Source organism: Dialister invisus DSM 15470 (assembly GCF_000160055.1).
In the GTDB taxonomy this organism is placed as follows: Bacteria; Bacillota; Negativicutes; order Veillonellales; family Dialisteraceae; genus Dialister; species Dialister invisus.
On sequence record NZ_GG698602.1, the window covers coordinates 756,719 to 773,917 of the forward strand.

Annotated in this window: 17 protein-coding genes and 1 tRNA gene; 1 reads left to right on the forward strand and 17 read right to left on the reverse strand. The window is 48.1% G+C overall.

The features are described 5' to 3' along the window. Nucleotides 1-194: 194 nt before the first annotated feature. The 12 genes from GCWU000321_RS03690 to acpS all read right to left on the reverse strand — a co-directional run bounded on the left by GCWU000321_RS03690 (nt 195) and on the right by acpS (nt 10,514). Nucleotides 195-437, reverse strand: a complete 243-nt coding sequence (locus tag GCWU000321_RS03690; RefSeq protein ID WP_007069747.1) for a helix-turn-helix domain-containing protein — start codon at nt 435-437, stop codon at nt 195-197. Nucleotides 438-522: 85 nt separating this feature from the next. Beyond that, nucleotides 523-2,061, reverse strand: coding sequence for a glutamine-hydrolyzing GMP synthase (gene guaA / locus GCWU000321_RS03695; RefSeq protein WP_007069748.1), 1,539 nt, complete (start codon nt 2,059-2,061; stop codon nt 523-525). Between the two features lie 170 nt (nt 2,062-2,231). Then, nucleotides 2,232-2,783, reverse strand: coding sequence for a phosphoribosyltransferase family protein (locus GCWU000321_RS03700; protein ID WP_007069749.1), 552 nt, complete (start codon nt 2,781-2,783; stop codon nt 2,232-2,234). Between the two features lie 131 nt (nt 2,784-2,914). Then, nucleotides 2,915-3,844 carry a hypothetical protein gene (locus GCWU000321_RS03705; RefSeq protein WP_040381221.1) on the reverse strand — a complete coding sequence of 310 codons (930 nt, stop codon included), beginning with the start codon at nt 3,842-3,844 and terminating at the stop codon, nt 2,915-2,917. A gap of 157 nt (nt 3,845-4,001) precedes the next feature. Continuing rightward, a complete protein-coding gene (locus GCWU000321_RS03710) occupies nt 4,002-4,808 on the reverse strand; it encodes a hypothetical protein (RefSeq protein ID WP_007069751.1) in 807 nt (268 codons plus the stop codon). A 158-nt stretch (nt 4,809-4,966) separates the two neighbouring features. Next, nucleotides 4,967-5,785, reverse strand: coding sequence for a hypothetical protein (locus GCWU000321_RS03715; RefSeq protein ID WP_007069752.1), 819 nt, complete (start codon nt 5,783-5,785; stop codon nt 4,967-4,969). Nucleotides 5,786-6,183: 398 nt separating this feature from the next. Continuing rightward, nucleotides 6,184-6,273: transfer RNA gene (locus tag GCWU000321_RS03720), tRNA-Ser, on the reverse strand. A gap of 61 nt (nt 6,274-6,334) precedes the next feature. Then, nucleotides 6,335-7,321, reverse strand: a complete 987-nt coding sequence (locus GCWU000321_RS03725; protein ID WP_007069753.1) for a diaminopimelate dehydrogenase — start codon at nt 7,319-7,321, stop codon at nt 6,335-6,337. A gap of 161 nt (nt 7,322-7,482) precedes the next feature. Beyond that, entirely contained in the window at nt 7,483-7,725 is a 243-nt protein-coding gene (locus GCWU000321_RS03730; RefSeq protein WP_040381223.1) for a DUF1653 domain-containing protein, read from the reverse strand. A 10-nt stretch (nt 7,726-7,735) separates the two neighbouring features. Continuing rightward, complete coding sequence (locus GCWU000321_RS03735) at nt 7,736-8,620, reverse strand: ComEC/Rec2 family competence protein (protein ID WP_007069755.1); 885 nt, start codon at nt 8,618-8,620, stop codon at nt 7,736-7,738. Beyond that, nucleotides 8,617-10,143 carry a bifunctional ADP-dependent NAD(P)H-hydrate dehydratase/NAD(P)H-hydrate epimerase gene (locus GCWU000321_RS03740; RefSeq protein WP_007069756.1) on the reverse strand — a complete coding sequence of 509 codons (1,527 nt, stop codon included), beginning with the start codon at nt 10,141-10,143 and terminating at the stop codon, nt 8,617-8,619. Before GCWU000321_RS03740 ends, GCWU000321_RS03735 begins: the two co-directional genes overlap by 4 nt. Next, nucleotides 10,140-10,514 (reverse strand): holo-ACP synthase, encoded by a 375-nt coding sequence (gene acpS / locus GCWU000321_RS03745; protein WP_050754544.1) that lies wholly within the window; start codon nt 10,512-10,514, stop codon nt 10,140-10,142. The genes GCWU000321_RS03740 and acpS overlap by 4 nt, the downstream gene beginning before the upstream one ends. A 191-nt stretch (nt 10,515-10,705) precedes the next feature. Between acpS and rpsT the strand changes: the two genes are divergently transcribed. Next, a complete protein-coding gene (gene rpsT, locus GCWU000321_RS03750) occupies nt 10,706-10,981 on the forward strand; it encodes a 30S ribosomal protein S20 (RefSeq protein ID WP_040381226.1) in 276 nt (91 codons plus the stop codon). A 286-nt stretch (nt 10,982-11,267) separates the two neighbouring features. Here rpsT and purD read toward each other — a convergent pair whose 3' ends face one another. The 5 genes from purD to purF are packed head-to-tail and all read right to left on the reverse strand — an operon-like array spanning nt 11,268 to nt 17,185. Further along, the gene (gene purD, locus GCWU000321_RS03755; protein WP_040381230.1) at nt 11,268-12,548 is read right to left on the reverse strand and encodes a phosphoribosylamine--glycine ligase; all 1,281 of its coding nucleotides are present in this window, start codon (nt 12,546-12,548) and stop codon (nt 11,268-11,270) included. A gap of 13 nt (nt 12,549-12,561) precedes the next feature. Beyond that, nucleotides 12,562-14,109: a bifunctional phosphoribosylaminoimidazolecarboxamide formyltransferase/IMP cyclohydrolase gene (purH, locus tag GCWU000321_RS03760; RefSeq protein WP_007069760.1), complete on the reverse strand. Its 1,548-nt coding sequence runs from the start codon at nt 14,107-14,109 to the stop codon at nt 12,562-12,564. Next, nucleotides 14,106-14,723 carry a phosphoribosylglycinamide formyltransferase gene (purN, locus tag GCWU000321_RS03765; RefSeq protein WP_007069761.1) on the reverse strand — a complete coding sequence of 206 codons (618 nt, stop codon included), beginning with the start codon at nt 14,721-14,723 and terminating at the stop codon, nt 14,106-14,108. The genes purH and purN overlap by 4 nt, the downstream gene beginning before the upstream one ends. Next, a complete protein-coding gene (gene purM, locus GCWU000321_RS03770) occupies nt 14,716-15,774 on the reverse strand; it encodes a phosphoribosylformylglycinamidine cyclo-ligase (RefSeq protein ID WP_007069762.1) in 1,059 nt (352 codons plus the stop codon). The genes purN and purM overlap by 8 nt, the downstream gene beginning before the upstream one ends. A 10-nt stretch (nt 15,775-15,784) precedes the next feature. Further along, complete coding sequence (gene purF, locus GCWU000321_RS03775) at nt 15,785-17,185, reverse strand: amidophosphoribosyltransferase (RefSeq protein ID WP_040381851.1); 1,401 nt, start codon at nt 17,183-17,185, stop codon at nt 15,785-15,787. Between the last annotated feature and the right edge of the window lie 14 nt (nt 17,186-17,199).

Below are 17,199 nucleotides of genomic sequence, written 5' to 3' on the forward strand. Positions count from 1 at the left end.
TTAATAAATTGGATTTATTTGTTTATTGAATAGCACCCATAGTAAAACCTCATCTACAAAAGCACATCCTTTCATTAACTGACCTTTCGTCTTTATCATGAAAAGATACTCCTATCCACGTTCAGCATTCTGTATAAATAACACCAATTACAATAGTTACTATAAATAGTCCTATAAATGTTTTATAATTCTTCTTAAAGAAGATCTTCTTCATTATTTTTCCTTCCTACTCCCTTTTCTTCTTCAAACTCCATAATATCATCTAAGCTACATTCTAAAACCTTACAGATCTTCCCAAGGACTTCCACAGTAACATTCTCGTTTTTATTAAGCTTATTAATCGTGTATGTACTGACCCCCGCAAGTTCTGCCAATTCCTTCTTCTTCATATTCCTAACCAGCAGAGTATGCCATAGCTTTTTATAATTAGCTCTCATGATGACCTATCTTTCACGAATATATAAAAAACCTTTTAAAACATGATTTAAACAAATAACCACCCGTTCTACGGGTGGTTATGATTTATTCCCACTCAATCGTGCTCGGCGGTTTGGATGTGATATCGTAGACTACTCTGTTCACGCCTTTGACTTCATTGCAGATTCTTCTGCTCATTTCGTCAAGGACTTCCCAGGGGAAACGGAAGTAATCGGCAGTCATACCGTCAGAACTTGTAACGGCTCTGATGCCTACGGTGTAATCGTACGTTCTTTCATCGCCCATGACGCCCACGCTTCGGATTGCGGCGGGGAGTATGGCAAAGGACTGCCAGATTTCGTTATAGAGACCTCTTTCTTTGATGACTTCTCTGACAATGGCATCCGCTTTACGGAGGATTTCCAATCTTTCCGGAGTAATTTCACCGATGATACGGATTGCCAATCCCGGTCCGGGAAAGGGCTGACGGTTGATAACGTCTTCGGGGAGTCCCAGTTCACGTCCCAGTTGGCGGACTTCGTCTTTGAAAAGCTCACGGAGCGGTTCGATAAGTTCAAATTTCATATCTTTCGGAAGACCGCCTACATTGTGGTGGGATTTGATGGTTGCCGCCGTGGCAGTGCCGCTTTCCACCACATCGGGATAAAGCGTACCCTGAACAAGGAATTTCACATCTTCCAACTTGTTGGCTTCTTCCTGGAAAGTATGAATAAATTCAGCACCGATGGCCTTACGTTTCTTTTCCGGTTCTGTCACACCTTTCAGAAGAGAAAGGAAATGCCGGGACGCATCTTTATGAATCAGTTTGATCTTGAATTTGTTCGTAAATGTATCTACTACCTGTTCCGCTTCACCCTGCCGGAGGAATCCGTGATCTACAAATACGCAGGTCAGTTTATCCCCAACCGCTTTATGGACAAGGACAGCGGCAACAGAAGAGTCCACACCGCCGGAAAGAGCGCAGAGGACATTATGGTCGCCTACCTGCTGCCGGATATTGGCAACAGCGATGTCGATATAATTTTCCATAGACCAGCCGCCTTCACATTCGCAGATACGGAAAAGGAAATTCTTCAGCATCTGTGTACCTTCAGTGGTATGGACGACTTCCGGATGGAACTGGACGGCATAGAAACGCCTTGCTTCATCAGCCATCGCCGCGGTGGGAGTCAGTTCCGTATGTCCGATCAGCCCGAAACCGGCAGGCATATCGGTGACCGCATCGCCGTGGCTCATCCATACGGCAGTCTTTTCTGAAATATTTTCAAAAAGCGGACAGCTTCCGTTTCTGGAAAATTCCGTATGGCCGTATTCATGTTTTTCCGGACTGGCAACCGTGCCGCCAAGGTCTTTTGCCATAAGCTGCATACCGTAGCAGATTCCCAGAATCGGTACGCCTGCCTTGAATACGCCTTCATCCAGCTGTGGGGCATTTTCCATATTTACACTGGCAGGGCCTCCGGAAAAGATAACGCCTTTCGGGTTGTGGGAAAGAATTTCTTCCGCCGGCTTATTGTACGGCAGAATTTCACAATATACGCCGCATTCGCGCACTCTTCTTGCAATCAGCTGCGCATACTGCCCGCCGAAGTCGATGATGATAACAGTCTCCTGGTGTTTCATTCCATTCCTCCTGTCGGAATTGATTCAAAATCTATGTGGCAAATTCCAAATTATTCGCCATATTATACCATAAAAAGCGCTCTCCTTTACAGCATTTCCCGTAAAAAGGAAGGAATATCCCCTCCATCAAAAAAGCCGTCATACCCATTTCGTGTATACGGCTTTCGTTTTTATTCAGCCTCCAGGAGAGGCAGTTCTTCAAGAAATACGATATCGTCACGCTTCGCTGCATCGCCTTCGGCAAGAATGGCAGCCTGGCAGCAGACTTGGGCGCCCGCTTTTTCCGCCAGTTCTTTCAAGGCTTTCATAGATCCGCCGGTACTGATGACATCGTCCACAAGAAGGACTTTCTTCCCGCGGATCAGCGCCACATCAGAGGCAGACAGGTACAGCTTCTGTTTTCCCATCGTAGTAATAGACTCGTCTTCTACACAGATAGGATCATCCATATACGCCTTGACCGACTTTCTTGCCACCAGGTACGTCTTCTGCCCCAGATTTCTGGCCAGTTCAGCGGCAAGGGGGATTCCTTTCGTTTCCGCCGTCATGACGTATTCGCAATCTTTCGGCACTTTCGCCGCCAAATCGCGGGCCGTGTTTTCCACAATTTCCACATCACCCAAAATGACAAATCCCGCAATCGCTACCTTGTCTGAAATATTCAGTACGGGAAGATGTCTCGTGCAGCCTGATACATGAAGTTCGTAATATCTCTTAGCCATGGTACGCCTTTCGAAAAAAATACATCCTCCGCGCAGCCATCGGATTTTGCGGGGAGGACTTATACTTCCGGAAAATACTCCGTAGTGATTATACTATTTTCATCAGAAAAGAGCCAACTTTTACAGGGACTTTATGTCACATCACTTTTTGAAATGATTTCCACCACCGGATGGGAGACGATGGAAATTTCGACCTGCTCGGTGATTTCCCCCTCTTCATTTTTCTGTGCATCTTCTTTCCTCTGTACGTTTCCTTTGACTTTCACTGCCGTCAGTTCTGTTTTTTTCTTTTCAAGGGGGCCGGTCATCGGCGATTCGGCAGACGTTTCTTCCTTTCTCGATCCGTTTTTCTTTGCATCTGCCGCTGTCTCTTCCATCTCTGCCTTTACCGGCATTTCTATCGATGCGTTCTTTTTTACAGGATTTACTGCAGGTATCATGTCAGGTGATTTTATTTCCACCACTTTATCAGGCTCGGCTCGTTCCAGTTCCGGCATTTCCATGTCCGGCAATTTCACACTTTTCACGGATTTATTATTTTCCTGATTCTTTTCTTCCGTTTCCCTTTGCAGCTTTTCATATTCTTCCTGCTGCGCCGTTTCCGCCGCCTTTATTTTTCTCTCCCAGAGTGCCGTAATTTGTCCCATGTACTTATCACGGCACTCTTCTTTTCCCATTTCTTCCCGAATCAGACGCACCGCTTCACTTTCCGCCCGCGCAGCTCCTTCATTCACAGCATGCCAGCCGTCTTCCATGGCAATCCATGCGCCGCCGTCTTCCGTCATGCGGAAATGGGCGGTAGATACAGTCGACACTCCTTTTTCCAACTTGAAGAAATTCACTTTTACAGCCAGGCCGTTTTTAAATAAATCTTCCACACTGATAGAAGTGAGATCCATAAACACGCCTGTATTCCCATCATTATCTATACCACCGGTATTCAAAATCATCGGAATATTCGTATCTCCATGCAGATAAATCTCTTCCGCCGCCATGCTGCCGGACCACATCAAAAGTGCCATTAGTCCCAAAACAGCTGTCCTTACTTTTCTTCTTTTCATAGCCGCTCTCCGAAAATACAAATCCATTGCATGTTTTTCGTCTTGTGTTTATTTTAACAAATCTACGAGAATGAAAACAACTTTTCTATTTTTTAGTCTTTGAATTGTCAAGTCAATAAAAAAGAGTCCTCCTCAAAAGAAAGACTCTCCTCGCCCGTCATACGCCAAGTTCGTCAAGCAGCTCTTCCGTCGCTTCCAAAGCTTCCCTTATTTCTCCACGCAGATCCGCTTCATCAGTAAGAAAACGGACTTCGGAAAGCACGCTGATAAGGTGTGCCACCTGCGTTGTTCTGCCTATAATAATCTTCTGCGACTCCGAATAATTCTTCCAGTCATTCCCGCTCTCACTTCGGATATCGCGGATATCCTTGATTCCATCTGTCAGATAATCTGACAAATCAAGAAGGGCATCCTGTGCCTGGCGGGCTTCTCGTCTTACATCCTGCATACGGCAGCACAGCTTCTTTACCTGCTGCTGGAATTTCTGCAGCCGTCCGCTCATTTCTTTCAATGCATCCACATCACCTTCACTTTCAGAAGGAAGCACATCCAGTTCCGGAACCACAGCATACTGGTCTATGACGCCCGCACCAAAACCGATGGCATCCATACCGCCGGACAGATTCATCAGTCCCATCGCTTTGGATGACAGCGCTTCCAGTTCCCTCCAGTTTCTCCGTTCCTTATTAAAATGCTCCAATCCGGTCAGTGTGTCGCAGTCATGAAAATCAATATTTTTAATTTCAGAAAATTCTTTGGTAAATTTTTTCATATCCCCTGCCATGAGAGTGATACGGACACGGTCCAGTTCTCCCAATTCATCTTCCGCACGTACTTTTGCACGGTATATCCTTTTTGCCGCCCGCTTTTTCGCACGCTCAATCTCTTCATTAATGCTTTGCGGATGTCCGCCTTTACCGCTGATCGTATTGGAAATCATGCGCAGTATAAATGCGATAGACATATTGCCTCCCTGTTTATAAAAATAACTACATGCATAAAGTATAGCATACTTATAGAAAAGAATTTATGCAAAACTGTATTTCCCCATAATAAAACTGACCTCCTCAAATCAGTTTTTATCTAACTTTTGGTGGTCAGTTCATCGGGCAATCTTCATTATCATGCATCACGTTTCAGGAGTTCATCCTGCGCTTTTTTTATCGCGCTGCGGCTCTGTTCATCCACATGTCCCGCGCCATCCATCAGATTCCGGAAAAGAAGCGTAATAAGCTGGGCTACCTGTATCGCTCTTCCGATCTGCATCTTCTGCGCCAAAGTATAAAGTTTCCAGTCACCGCCGGACTGCATCTGGATCCGCTCCAGGCTGTCTACGCCATCAGCAAAGTAATCAGCGAGATCATTCAGCGCGTCCCCTCTTTCACGGGCACACTCGGTAATATCCAGCAGGCGGGAACAAACTTCACGGACAGAATCCTGAAAAGCATGCAGCTTTTTAATCATCTGCAGGCAATATTCCTTATCACCCGCATTGAACTTCCTATTATCAATTTCAATGGGTGCCACATCCGTATATGTTTCCAACACGCCGAATCCGAGAGACATGGGCGTGTACGCCGTAGAGCTGACCGCCGACATATGCTCGATCTTCTCAGCCATTTCCATGACTTCATGAATCCGGTTTCCATCTTCCAGAAAATCTTCAATGCCAATCAGCCCCCGGCAGTCCTCCAGGTTCAAATTGCGGATTTTACCGAGAGACTTGGTAAAACGCCTCATATTGTCATTGGCCGCCGCCACTTTTGCCTTATCCATCTCCCCAAGCTCGTACTGTGCCCGTTCCCGAAGCCGGGCAATACGTCTCCTTGATCGGCGCACCGCTTTCTGCAGTTCTCCGTTCATATCAGGAATTACGCCATACTTCTCTGCATCGCCTTTTACCACAGCTTCCAGAATCTGAAATATATACGTGATGGTCATCTGACATCTCCCTCTGCCGTTCTCTGGCAACGATTATTTTTAATATTATACCATGTTTTAAAGGACAAAACCGTCCGCTTATCTATGATTTCGGGCAAAATCCATAATAAAATTTATATATAATATCTTCTTGAGAAGTTTATACACCTCTTTGGAATACCTTTTATTTCGGCCCAGGTGTTTATTCTGATACAGCGGGTGCCTTTACCCTTTTTATTATTTAGACAGCACGATAATGAGGCTGGCAGCAAAAAGGAATTACAGCCCAGGATTTGCAGGGTACCGCAATTTTACCTGTTCCGGAAAATAACCTCTGATCAGATTCCTTTTTATTTTAATTATTGAATAATGAAAACAAAAAACAGGATACCCATAAAAATATCCTGCCTCATAATTCATGGCGGAGCGGGGGGGATTCGAACCCCCGCACGGGAAACCCGTCTAACGATTTAGCAAACCGTCCTCTTCAGCCACTTGAGTACCGCTCCGCATAACTGACTTATGTAGAATACACTATCATATACTAAATTGTCAAGCCGCTATTGCCTTTTACAGCATCGAAGAACGGAGCTTTTCGCCGCTCTTTTCGCTAAGGTATGCCGGCGGTATATCAAACACCGTTTTACATCCTGTCTGTCCTTCTCTGGCCATGCGCGCGGCAGCTCTCGCATAAGCTGCCATGACATGCGTGGTGAATTCCGGATTCGAATCCAATTTCAGACTGAATTCAATAATATGCTTATGTTCTTTCTCTTTCCCCGTATTTCCACTGCGGAAAACGAAACCGCCATGCGCCAGCCCCTGGTGGTTCCTATCAAATTCTTCTTCCGAAATGAAATGAACCACGGTATGATAGCCGGCGAAATAGTTCGGCATCGTCTTAATTTGTTTTTCCACATATGCCGCGTCAGCGCCATCTTCCAAAACGACGAAACATTCACGGATATGTTTCTCTCTTGTGGTAAGCTCCGGATTTTCCCCGTTCCTTACGGCACGCATGGCGCTTTCCACGGGGCAGGTATACTGCTTGGCGTTCTTCACGCCTTTAATGCGGCGGATGGCATCGGAATGCCCCTGAGAAACGCCTTTTCCCCAAAAAGTATAATCTTTCCCGTCGGGAAGAATCACATTCCCATAAAGCCGTGAGAGAGAAAAAAGTCCCGGATCCCATCCGACGGAAATAATGGCAATCTTTCCATTTTCTTTTGCAGACCGATCGACAGCGGCAAAATGGGCGGGCACCTTAGCATGGGTATCAAACGTATCTACCACGTTGAACATTTTCGCATAGAACGGTGTCTGCTGCGGCAGGTCAGTAGCGCTTCCCCCGCAGAGGAGAAGTACGTCAATCTTATCTTTCCATGCTTCTATTTCTGAGACGGAAATGACCGGCACATTTTCAGAAAGAATCTTTACCTGCGAAGGATCCCGTCTTGTAAAGACCGCTGCCAGTTCCATATCCGGATTATCCCGGAGCGCCGTTTCTACACCGCGCCCTATATTTCCATACCCTAAAATTCCAATCTTTATATTCATACTGTTTCTCCTTTCATCCTGCTGCGTTTACGTATCTTAAATCATACGCTTAATTTACCACTTTTTATGCATGATGGAAAGTAATGATTTTTCATTTTATATTGAGTTTTTTGGATAAAAAAAGACTGCCATGAACAGCAGCTGATTCCGGCAGGAAATATCTATTCTTCCTTTTCTGTTTTTTCAAAACGGTATTTTTGTTTCACATCAGGATATTTCACCCGGTCCACTTCGCTCATGAACATATCCAGCGGTCGGAGATAGTCTTCGTACGTACCGTAAAGCGCTTTATAAACCACATACATTTCCCCCGTTTCCGTATGACGAGCTGCGGCAATGATAAGATAACAATTCCCTTTAAAGTGCCGCCACACTTCTCCTGCCTTCGGCATTTCTCTTTCCATGTTTTCCCCTCTAATGTTCTTTTGTAATTTCATAGCGCTTTCCATCAGTGGTAAGAGTAATCGTCCCCTGCCTGTCCGTCCGATAAACATCTATCCCCCATTTTTCCAACCGCTTCATCGTCTGCCTTGAGGGATGCCCGTAATTATTACCGGCGCCGCAGGAAATAAAAACCGCTTTCGGTGAAACGGCACGGAGAAATTCTTCCGTAGAAGACGTCTTGCTTCCGTGATGTCCCGCTTTGAGGACAACACTCTTTACGTCAGCGCCGCTTTTCAAAATAGATGCTTCCTCTTCCGCTTCCGCATCTCCTGTAAAAAGCATCGTAAAATTACCATATTTCAGCAGCCCCACGATACTTTCATTATTCTGACGCGAATTTTCTCCGCGGGCATTGCTTTTTTCCAAAGGTCCTACAACTGTAAAAGGAACGCCGTCCAGCAATTGTATTTTTTCACCGCCCCGCAGTGTCCTGCGAGGAATTTTCCTTTTATCCAGTATCTTTCGATACGTTTTGTACGTGGAAAGGGAGGTCGGCACCCCATTATCATAAACCTGCCTTATTTCCGCATTGGCAAAAACAGAAAACATGCCGCCTATATGATCTCCATGGGGATGCGTGATAATAACGGTATCCACCTTTTTCACGCCGTACTTCCTGAGATACTCCGCCATCCGAGGACGATGCTCCACATCTCCCGTATCAATAAGCGCAAACTTTCCATTTCTTTCAATAAGGATGGCGTCTCCCTGTCCGATATCAAGCATGCGGATAATCAGAGGCGCATCGGCTGCTGTTCCACTCCCGCTGCCAAAGACATCAAACCCGCAGCCTGTCCCTGCAAAGACACAAAGGCTGATAAGGAGACAAAGGAAATACTTTATAAAGCGCTTCATCCTTCAATGACCTTTTTACGCGCCAAAGGAATCATGCGGGCCACATCGCTTGCCGTATACCCCACCGGCATCTTTTCGGCAAGCAGGTCTCCCGCCAGTCCATGAAGGTATACGCCTGCCACAGCAGCCTCTTCGGCAGAAAGTCCCTGTCCGATAAAGGCGGCAATGATGCCGGTCAGAGTATCTCCCATACCGCCTGTGGCCATGCCCGGATTCCCCGTGGAATTCACCCATGCCCTGCCGTCCGGTACGGCAATAACCGTAGGCGCTCCTTTCAGCACAAGCACCACATGGTTTTCCTTAGCATACCGGATCGCTTCATCGATCCTGCCGGCTTCTACATCTTTTGCGGTAAGTCCGGTAAGGAAAGCAAATTCTCCCACGTGGGGCGTCAGAACCACATCAGCAGGGCAGTTTCTCAGATTGATTTTTTGATGGCCGACAGCAAAGAGCGCGTCCGCATCCACAACCATGGTCTTACGGCAGTGCTCCAGCATATCCGCCACAAAGGTCTGCGTTCTTTCGTTCCGCCCCAGACCCGGTCCCAACGCGACAACGTCATACATCCCGGTCTGCTTCACTGCCTTATCTGACATATCCTCGGTAAAGCAAGGGGCATCCCCGCAGGAAGAAACCATCACTTCCGGAATTTTCCCTGCCAGCTGGAAAGCAGCATTCCCTACGGAAGCAAGGGCAATCTTTCCTCCGCCACCGTAAAGCGCCCCCTGTGCTGCCAGCAGACCCGCGCCCGCCATCCCTTCCGAACCGGCAAAAATGCCTATAAATCCATTTGTTCCCTTATGAGCGGCAAAACTCCGCACAGGAAGAAATTCATAAATATCTTTTTCTTCCACCAACTTTACAGGAAAATGTTCCCTGGCGCCGTTTGGGATGCCGATGGGTGAATACAAGACGGTTCCTGCATATCCATTTCCCGGATAAAGGACATGCCCCCGCTTTACGGAGCCTAACGCCACCGTGTAATCGGCATTCACCACCGCCCCCGCCGCACAGCCGCTGTCAGAAAACATGCCGCTGGGAACATCTACGGAAACAATAACCGCTTCCGAATCATTCATGGCCGTAATAAGCTCCGCCGTGCTTCCTTTCACATGATGTTTCAGACCCGTGCCGATGAGCGCGTCTACAATAATATCCGCACCTGCCAGATATTCCTTTGCGTCATCCGCGCCTGCAACGGAAATCACGGGAATTCCCATTTTAGCCGCTATATTTTTATACAATAAAGAATTCTCTCCCATATGGGATGCATCCCCCATGACAAGAACGGCTACATCAGCACCTTCGGAAAGAGCGTACCGTGCCGTGACGAATCCGTCGCCCCCGTTATTTCCGCTGCCGCAGACGATGACCACCCGCGCGTCTTCCCAGGATATTTTTTCTTTCATAAGCTGCACCACGGAAGCGCCGGCGTTTTCCATAAGCACCGACTCCGGCAGCCCGTATTCTGTCATGGCGCGTTGATCCAAAAGTCTTGATTCCTCAGATGTTGTCAGTATCATGATTTTGCCTCCATCACAACAACAGCAATAGACATACCGTCTTCATGGGAAATGGAAACGGACATATCCGTGATTCCCAATTTCTCCGCCCGCTTTTCAAAATTCCCCTGCAAGTGGAGAACAGGCGCCCCCCACTTTGTCCATGACAGGTACGCATCGCCAAAACCTGAACCGAGGATGCCTATCCCCAGTGCTTTCCCTGCTGCTTCCCGCGCTGCCCAGAGCGCCGCGTAAGAATAAGCCTTATTTTTTCCTTTTGACTCACAGTGCGCCCGTTCTTCCTCCGTAAACATTTTTTCAAGGCGGGACGGAAATTTTTCACAAATCCGTTCCCAGCGTGCCGCTTTCACCATATCTACACCGACATACATAGGCTGCTCCTTTTCCTTTGCTCTTTCCATAAACCGATCTGAAGGAAATATGTTTATTCCGGCATTTCCTTTATTTTAACGAATAGCCTGCTTTTACACAAACCGACGGCATTATAAAAGATTTCTTGCCACAGAAAGCGAAACATGGTAAAATAACACGGTATGAATGACACAGACGGGAGGTGAAACAATTGCCGCAAATAAAATCCAACATAAAGACCATGAAAACTGACGCAAAGAAGAGAGCTGCTCATGCCGCTTTCCGTTCCCGGATCCATGGTGCTGTCAAGAAAGCTGTAGCTGCTGCCACAACCGACCAGAAGGACATCGCCCTTCGCGAAGCGCAGAGCGTTATCGATACCGCTGCGCGGAAAGGCATTATCCATAAAAATGCTGCCGCTCGTAAAAAATCCCGTCTGAATGCAAGCGTCAATGCCGCCATCGCTGCTGATGGCGCAGGAAAGTAATAATCTATACTCGACGGAAAAGGCGAAGACCTGTTGTGCCGACCCTCAAAAGTTAGACTTTTGGGGGGCACATCACACATCACTGTGTCCTCGTCTTTTTTTATTGCCATTTTTTCATAGGTCGGGCAGATTGCTAAACGTTCCGAAGAATAATTTCCTGCCTGCAGAAACAGGCATAGGTGGATATCAAATGACCGGATCAGTAAAACTAACCAAAAATATCCGCCCATATAAACACAGATAAAAGCGCTGTCCCCATCAAATATGAAAACAGCGCTTTTCTTTTCTATTTTCTTTTTTTCAAACGCTTCAACCCTTTATCGGCAATATCATGACGGTACTGCATACCCCGCCAGCTGATTTTTGAAACACCTTCATAGGCCTTGTCCCGCGCTTCTTTCAATGTCGGCGCGACAGCCGCCACATTCAGCACACGGCCGCCATTAACAAAGTACCTGCCTTTTTTCTTCATACTGCCCGCATGGAACACGAGGCAGCCGGTCTTTTTTGCTTCCTCCAGCCCTGATATCTCCTCTCCCGAGGAATGGGTGGCGGGATATCCTTCCGATGCCAGGACGACATCCACAGCACAAGCGTTTTTCCATTCCACCTTTTCCTTTTTCAAGGTTCCTTTCGTGCAGGCAAGCATGATCTTCGCAAGATCGCTTTCAAGAAGCGGCAGAACGGCTTCCGTCTCAGGATCTCCAAATCGGCAGTTAAATTCCACCACTTTGGGTCCGTCTTTTGTAATCATCAATCCGGCATAAAGGCAGCCTTTAAACAGGCAGCCTTCTTTTTTCATTGCTTTGACAGCAGGCAGCAGAATGGTATCATAAACGATTTTGTCCAATTCTTTCGTCATGACCGGAGTGGGAGCATAAGCCCCCATGCCGCCGGTATTCGCTCCCATATCCCCGTCGCTGATGCGTTTATGATCTTGTGCGGAAATCATAGGAACGATGGTATTTCCGTCAGTGAAGCAGAGAACACTCGCCTCTTCCCCTTCCATAAATTCTTCAATCACCACGGATTCTCCCGCGCTGCCAAAGGTTTTTCCTTCCAGCATCCCGCGGACCGCCTGAACAGCCTGCTCTTCGGTTTCGGCAATGACGACGCCCTTCCCCGACGCCAGTCCGTCTGCCTTGATGACAAGGGGATATTTCTTTCGTTTTTTGATATAAGAAACGGCCTTTTCTTCATCAGTAAATGTTTCATAAGCAGCTGTAGGGATCTTATACTTTTTCATCAGATTTTTGGCGAAACTTTTCGAACCTTCAATCTGCGCTGCTGCCGCTGACGGTCCAAAGAAAGCCATTCCCTTTTCGGCAAACTTGTCGGCCAGACCTTCCGTCAGTACGGTTTCGGGACCAGCAACGGTAAGATCCACTTCCATCAGACGGGCAAAATCCAGAATATCTTCTGCTCCTTTTACCGGAATTAAATGCGCCACATCTGTCATTCCATCGTTTCCGGGAATGACGTACACTTCTTTCACAGACGGACTGTGTGCCAGTTTCCAGAGCAGCGCATGTTCCCTGCCGCCGCTTCCAATCACTAATACTTTCAAAGCTCCTCCAATCTCAGCTATGGCGGAAATGCCGATGTCCGGTAAATACCATAGCTATACCATACTTATTTGCCATATCGATAGATTCCTGGTCGCGTATAGAACCGCCGGGCTGAATGACAGCGGTAATTCCTGCTTTCCCTGCTGCTTCAATTGTATCACCGAAAGGGAAGAACGCGTCAGACGCCATGATGGAGCCTTTACACTTTTCTCCCGCTTCGGCAATGGCAATATCCGCCGCACCTACGCGATTCATCTGTCCCGCGCCCACGCCGTAAGTGATATCCTTACCGGTCAGCACGATGGCGTTGGACTTAACGTGCTTTACAATCTTCCAGCCGAATTCCAGTGCCTGCCACTCTTCTTCCGTCGGCGCTCTTTCCGTGACACAAGTACAGTCTGCTCTCGTTTCGGAGCTGTCGTCCGGTGTCTGCACGAGAAGTCCGCCGGAAACCTTATGGAGCTGCAGTTCTTTTTCTTCCGTATCCGCCACTTCTACAAGGCGGATGTTTTTCTTCACAGATAAAATATCGACAGCTTCCTGTGAAAACTTTGGAGCCATAATGACTTCAAAGAAAATCGGTTTCATTTCTTCCGCCGTTTCTTTGTCACATTCCCTGTTCATCGCCACAATGCCGCCGAATGCAGATTTGCTGTCCGCCGCAAAGGCCCGCTTAAACGCGTCGAGGGCACTTGTACCGAGAGCGGTACCGCAGGGATTCGTATGCTTTACAACCACACAGGCGGGAGTATCTTTCCATTCGCAGGCAAGATCCCATGCCGCTTCCATATCCACAATATTATTATATGATAATTCTTTTCCATGCAGCTGCCTGGCGGAAGCAATGCCGCCTTTCGCTTCCGGATCTCTGTAAAAGGCTGCTTTCTGATGCGGGTTTTCACCATAGCGGAGATTCTGGATCTTTACATAAGCCTTGGCAAAGATATCCGGCAGCCCTTCTCCGCCGCCATTTATTTCTTTTGTCATGTAATCGGCAATGGCGCAGTCATACAGTCCTGTATGAAGAAAAGCTTTTCTTGACAAATCAAAGCGGAACTCTTCCGTCAGCCTGTCTTCCCGGATCCGTTCCAGCACCTCTCCGTACTGCGCGGGATCAACGACAATCGTGACATACTTATAATTCTTTGCTGCCGCACGTACCATGGAAGGGCCGCCGATATCAATATTTTCAACAGCTTCCGCCCGTATGACACCGGGTCTCGCTATCGTTTCACGGAAAGGATATAAATTGACGGCCACCAGATCGATACCGGCAATTCCATGTTCTTCCATCGCTTTTACATGGGCGGGATTGTCACGAACCGCCAGAATACCGCCATGTATTTTCGGGTGAAGCGTTTTCACCCTGCCGTCCATCATTTCCGGAAAACCGGTAAGATCGGAAACGGACATGACCGGAATCCCTGCCTCAGAGATCGCTTTCATCGTACCGCCAGTGGAAATAATCTCCACTCCCAGTTCATGAAGGCCTTTGGCAAATTCCACGATGCCGGTCTTGTCAGATACACTGATCAATGCTCTTTTAACTGCCATTTTCATTCCTCCTCGTGCATGCCTGTCACTGTATGACCCGCTATATGAAGTTTATCTTCGCAATAGGCTTTCACTGCGCGGACATAGGCGGGATGTTCTTCCGCCAGTATACGTGCGGAAAGCGTATCTTCCGTATCATGGTCATAAACCGGTACCGCCACCTGCGTGATAATCGGGCCGTCATCAAGCCCTGTTCCCACAAAATGGACAGTACATCCCGCCACTTTTACCCCCGCCTCTATCGCCTGCCGCTGTGCGTGGAGTCCGCGAAAACTGGGCAGCAGGGCGGGATGGATATTGATAATGCGGTTTTCAAAAGCCTTTATCAAATTTTCGCCACAGATACGCATATATCCTGCCAGACAGATCAGATCGGGTGCGTATGATTTCGCCGCTTCCAAAATCTTCTCATTATAATCAGCTTTATCCCTGCATGTCTTCATTTCAATAACCGTTGCAGGCACCTTCCATCTTTCTGCCCTCTGAAGAACAGGCGCGTCGTGATGGTCGCAGATAACGCCTACGATCCTCCCCTTAATCGTTCCGTCCACGGCAGCTTCATGGAGAGCTTCCGCATTGGAGCCGCGGCCTGACGCAAATATCAGTATGCGCTTATTCATGGAAAAGCCCGCCTGTCACAATGACATCCCGATTTCCTTCGCTGATTGTGCCGACTTCATAAACAGCTTCGCCGATGTTCTTCAATATTTTTTTCGCCTTTTCCGCTTCCCCACGGCTCAAAATGAGGAGCATTCCCAGTCCGCAGTTAAAGGTGCGGTACATTTCACGGGGCTCTACGCCGCCCTGCGCTTTGATGAAAGAAAAAATTGGAAGTAGCGGCCATTTATCCGCATCAAGGACAGCTCTTGTCCCCTCCGGAAGGACACGGGGAATATTATCATAAAAACCTCCCCCTGTAATATGGACAAGTCCTTTCACGTCAGCGCCCTTCAGTACGGGAAGGACAAGTTTCGGGTAAAGCTTTGTCGGCGTAAGTACGACTTCTCCGAGAGGTTTGTCAAACCCTTCATAAGTTTCTTTTAAATTTAAATGATTGTCAGAGATAATGCGGCGTACCAGGGAATAACCGTTAGAATGGATACCTGTGGAAGGCAGTCCGAGGATAACGTCGCCGGCCGTAATCTTTTCACCGGTAATTAAGTTTTTCCTATCCACAATCCCTACCGCAAAACCTGCTACGTCGTAGTCGCCTGATGCGTAAAAGCCGGCCATTTCCGCCGTTTCACCGCCAAGAAGCGCGCACCCCGATTCGATGCAGGCATCAGCCACGCCTTTGACAATCTCCGCCATCAGTTCCGGATCCAGTTTCCCCGTCGCGATATAATCCAGAAAGAAAAGCGGGCGCGCCCCCTGTACGAGAACATCATTAACACTCATCGCCACGCAGTCCTGCCCGATGGTATGATGTATCCCCATTTCAATGGCAAGACGCAGTTTCGTCCCTACACCGTCCGTGCCTGAAACAAGGATGGGATCTTCAGACAATTCGTCTTTCAGGCGGAACAGGCCGCCAAAGCCGCCCAGATCCCCCAGCACCCCTCTTGTATAGGTCGCCTGCACAGATTTTTTAATCAGTTCCACTTCTCTTTCTCCGGCGTCGATGTCCACGCCCGCTTCCGCGTAAGTCAGCCCCTTTTTCTTTTCGTCCATATGTCTCTCCTTATTCTTTCATACCGTCGAGTCCGCCGCCCGACACCGGTTCGGGATAATCACCGTCAAAGCAGGCAAAACACATATCTTTGGCCCGTATGCGGGAAATGGATTCCGCCAGTCCTTTTTGCGACAGATAGTGCAGCTTATCGGCGCCAATCATTTTGCAGATTTCTTCTTCCGAATGGCTCGCGGCGACCAGCTGCCTCCGCTGTGCCGTATCAATGCCGAAGAAACAAGGGAATCTGACAGGAGGCGAACTGATGCACATTTTTATTTCCTTTGCGCCTGCATTCCGCAGCAAACGGATAATGATACCGCTTGTTGTTCCGCGGACAATGGAGTCGTCCACAAGGATGATTCGTTTCCCCTTTACATTCATGACAATCGGATTCAGCTTCATCCGTACCGCCCGTTCCCTCTGTTTCTGCCCGGGCTGGATAAAAGTACGCCCCATGTACTTGTTTTTCAAAAGTCCTTCCACATAAGGAATGCCTGACGCATGGGAATACCCTAATGCTGCCACATTGCCCGAATCGGGGACGCTCATGACAACATCACCTTCATAATGCGTTTCTTCCCATAAATGGCGGCCCATAGACAGGCGTGCTTCATAGATATCCTGTCCGTTCATCACGGAATCGGGACGGGCAAAATAAATATACTCAAAGGCGCAGATCCCGAGGCGGGGCGCCTTTTTTCCATACATCGTGCTATGAACGCCGTCATCATCAATTCTTACAATTTCTCCGGGAAGGATATCGCGGACAAATTCCGCGTCAATCGCATCAAGGGCAGGCGTCTCCGAACAAAGTACATAACCGCTTTCTGTCTTGCCCAGCGCCATCGGACGATAGCCGAAGGGATCCCGGAATCCGTAAACTGCCTGATTGGTACACGCCACAACGGCATATGCGCCGCGGATTTCATCCATAACGCCCTTGATCCTGTCCTCCATCACGGCTGCTCCTGCATGGGCAAGGAGTTTGATAATGATTTCCGTGTCCATGGTGGTCTGGAAGGTAGATCCGCTTTGAAGGAGTCGGTTTCTGAGAACTTTTGTATTCACCAGATTCCCGTTGTGGGCAAGAGCCAAAGGCCCTTCCGCGCCTTCCAGCTGCAGCGGCTGGATATTGCTCGGAATGGAAGATCCCGTCGTGCTGTACCGCACATGGCCGATGCCTATGAAACCTTCTTTTTCAGGAAGTTTGCGGAAGACTTCCGTGACAAGACCCATGCCGCGGAATGTTTCCATCGTATGCCCGTCGCTGACAGTTATTCCCGCGCTTTCCTGCCCGCGGTGCTGCAAAGAAAAAACCCCGTAATATGTTTCAAGAGCAGCAGGCCGGTTTCTGTCATAGATGGCAAAAACCCCGCATTCTTCATGAAACTTGTCATCGCAGGCAGCCATATTCCCGTCATCCA

Coding starts and splice junctions, on each gene's coding strand:
- GCWU000321_RS03690 (WP_007069747.1), bottom strand. CDS start 437: ATGAGAGCTAATTATAAAAAGCTATGGCATACTCTGCTGGTTAGGAAT.
- guaA (WP_007069748.1), bottom strand. CDS start 2,061: ATGAAACACCAGGAGACTGTTATCATCATCGACTTCGGCGGGCAGTAT.
- GCWU000321_RS03700 (WP_007069749.1), bottom strand. CDS start 2,783: ATGGCTAAGAGATATTACGAACTTCATGTATCAGGCTGCACGAGACAT.
- GCWU000321_RS03705 (WP_040381221.1), bottom strand. CDS start 3,844: ATGAAAAGAAGAAAAGTAAGGACAGCTGTTTTGGGACTAATGGCACTT.
- GCWU000321_RS03710 (WP_007069751.1), bottom strand. CDS start 4,808: ATGTCTATCGCATTTATACTGCGCATGATTTCCAATACGATCAGCGGT.
- GCWU000321_RS03715 (WP_007069752.1), bottom strand. CDS start 5,785: ATGACCATCACGTATATATTTCAGATTCTGGAAGCTGTGGTAAAAGGC.
- GCWU000321_RS03725 (WP_007069753.1), bottom strand. CDS start 7,321: ATGAATATAAAGATTGGAATTTTAGGGTATGGAAATATAGGGCGCGGT.
- GCWU000321_RS03730 (WP_040381223.1), bottom strand. CDS start 7,725: ATGGAAAGAGAAATGCCGAAGGCAGGAGAAGTGTGGCGGCACTTTAAA.
- GCWU000321_RS03735 (WP_007069755.1), bottom strand. CDS start 8,620: ATGAAGCGCTTTATAAAGTATTTCCTTTGTCTCCTTATCAGCCTTTGT.
- GCWU000321_RS03740 (WP_007069756.1), bottom strand. CDS start 10,143: ATGATACTGACAACATCTGAGGAATCAAGACTTTTGGATCAACGCGCC.
- acpS (WP_050754544.1), bottom strand. CDS start 10,514: ATGTATGTCGGTGTAGATATGGTGAAAGCGGCACGCTGGGAACGGATT.
- purH (WP_007069760.1), bottom strand. CDS start 14,109: ATGAAAATGGCAGTTAAAAGAGCATTGATCAGTGTATCTGACAAGACC.
- purN (WP_007069761.1), bottom strand. CDS start 14,723: ATGAATAAGCGCATACTGATATTTGCGTCAGGCCGCGGCTCCAATGCG.
- purM (WP_007069762.1), bottom strand. CDS start 15,774: ATGGACGAAAAGAAAAAGGGGCTGACTTACGCGGAAGCGGGCGTGGAC.
- purF (WP_040381851.1), bottom strand. CDS start 17,185: ATGGCTGCCTGCGATGACAAGTTTCATGAAGAATGCGGGGTTTTTGCC.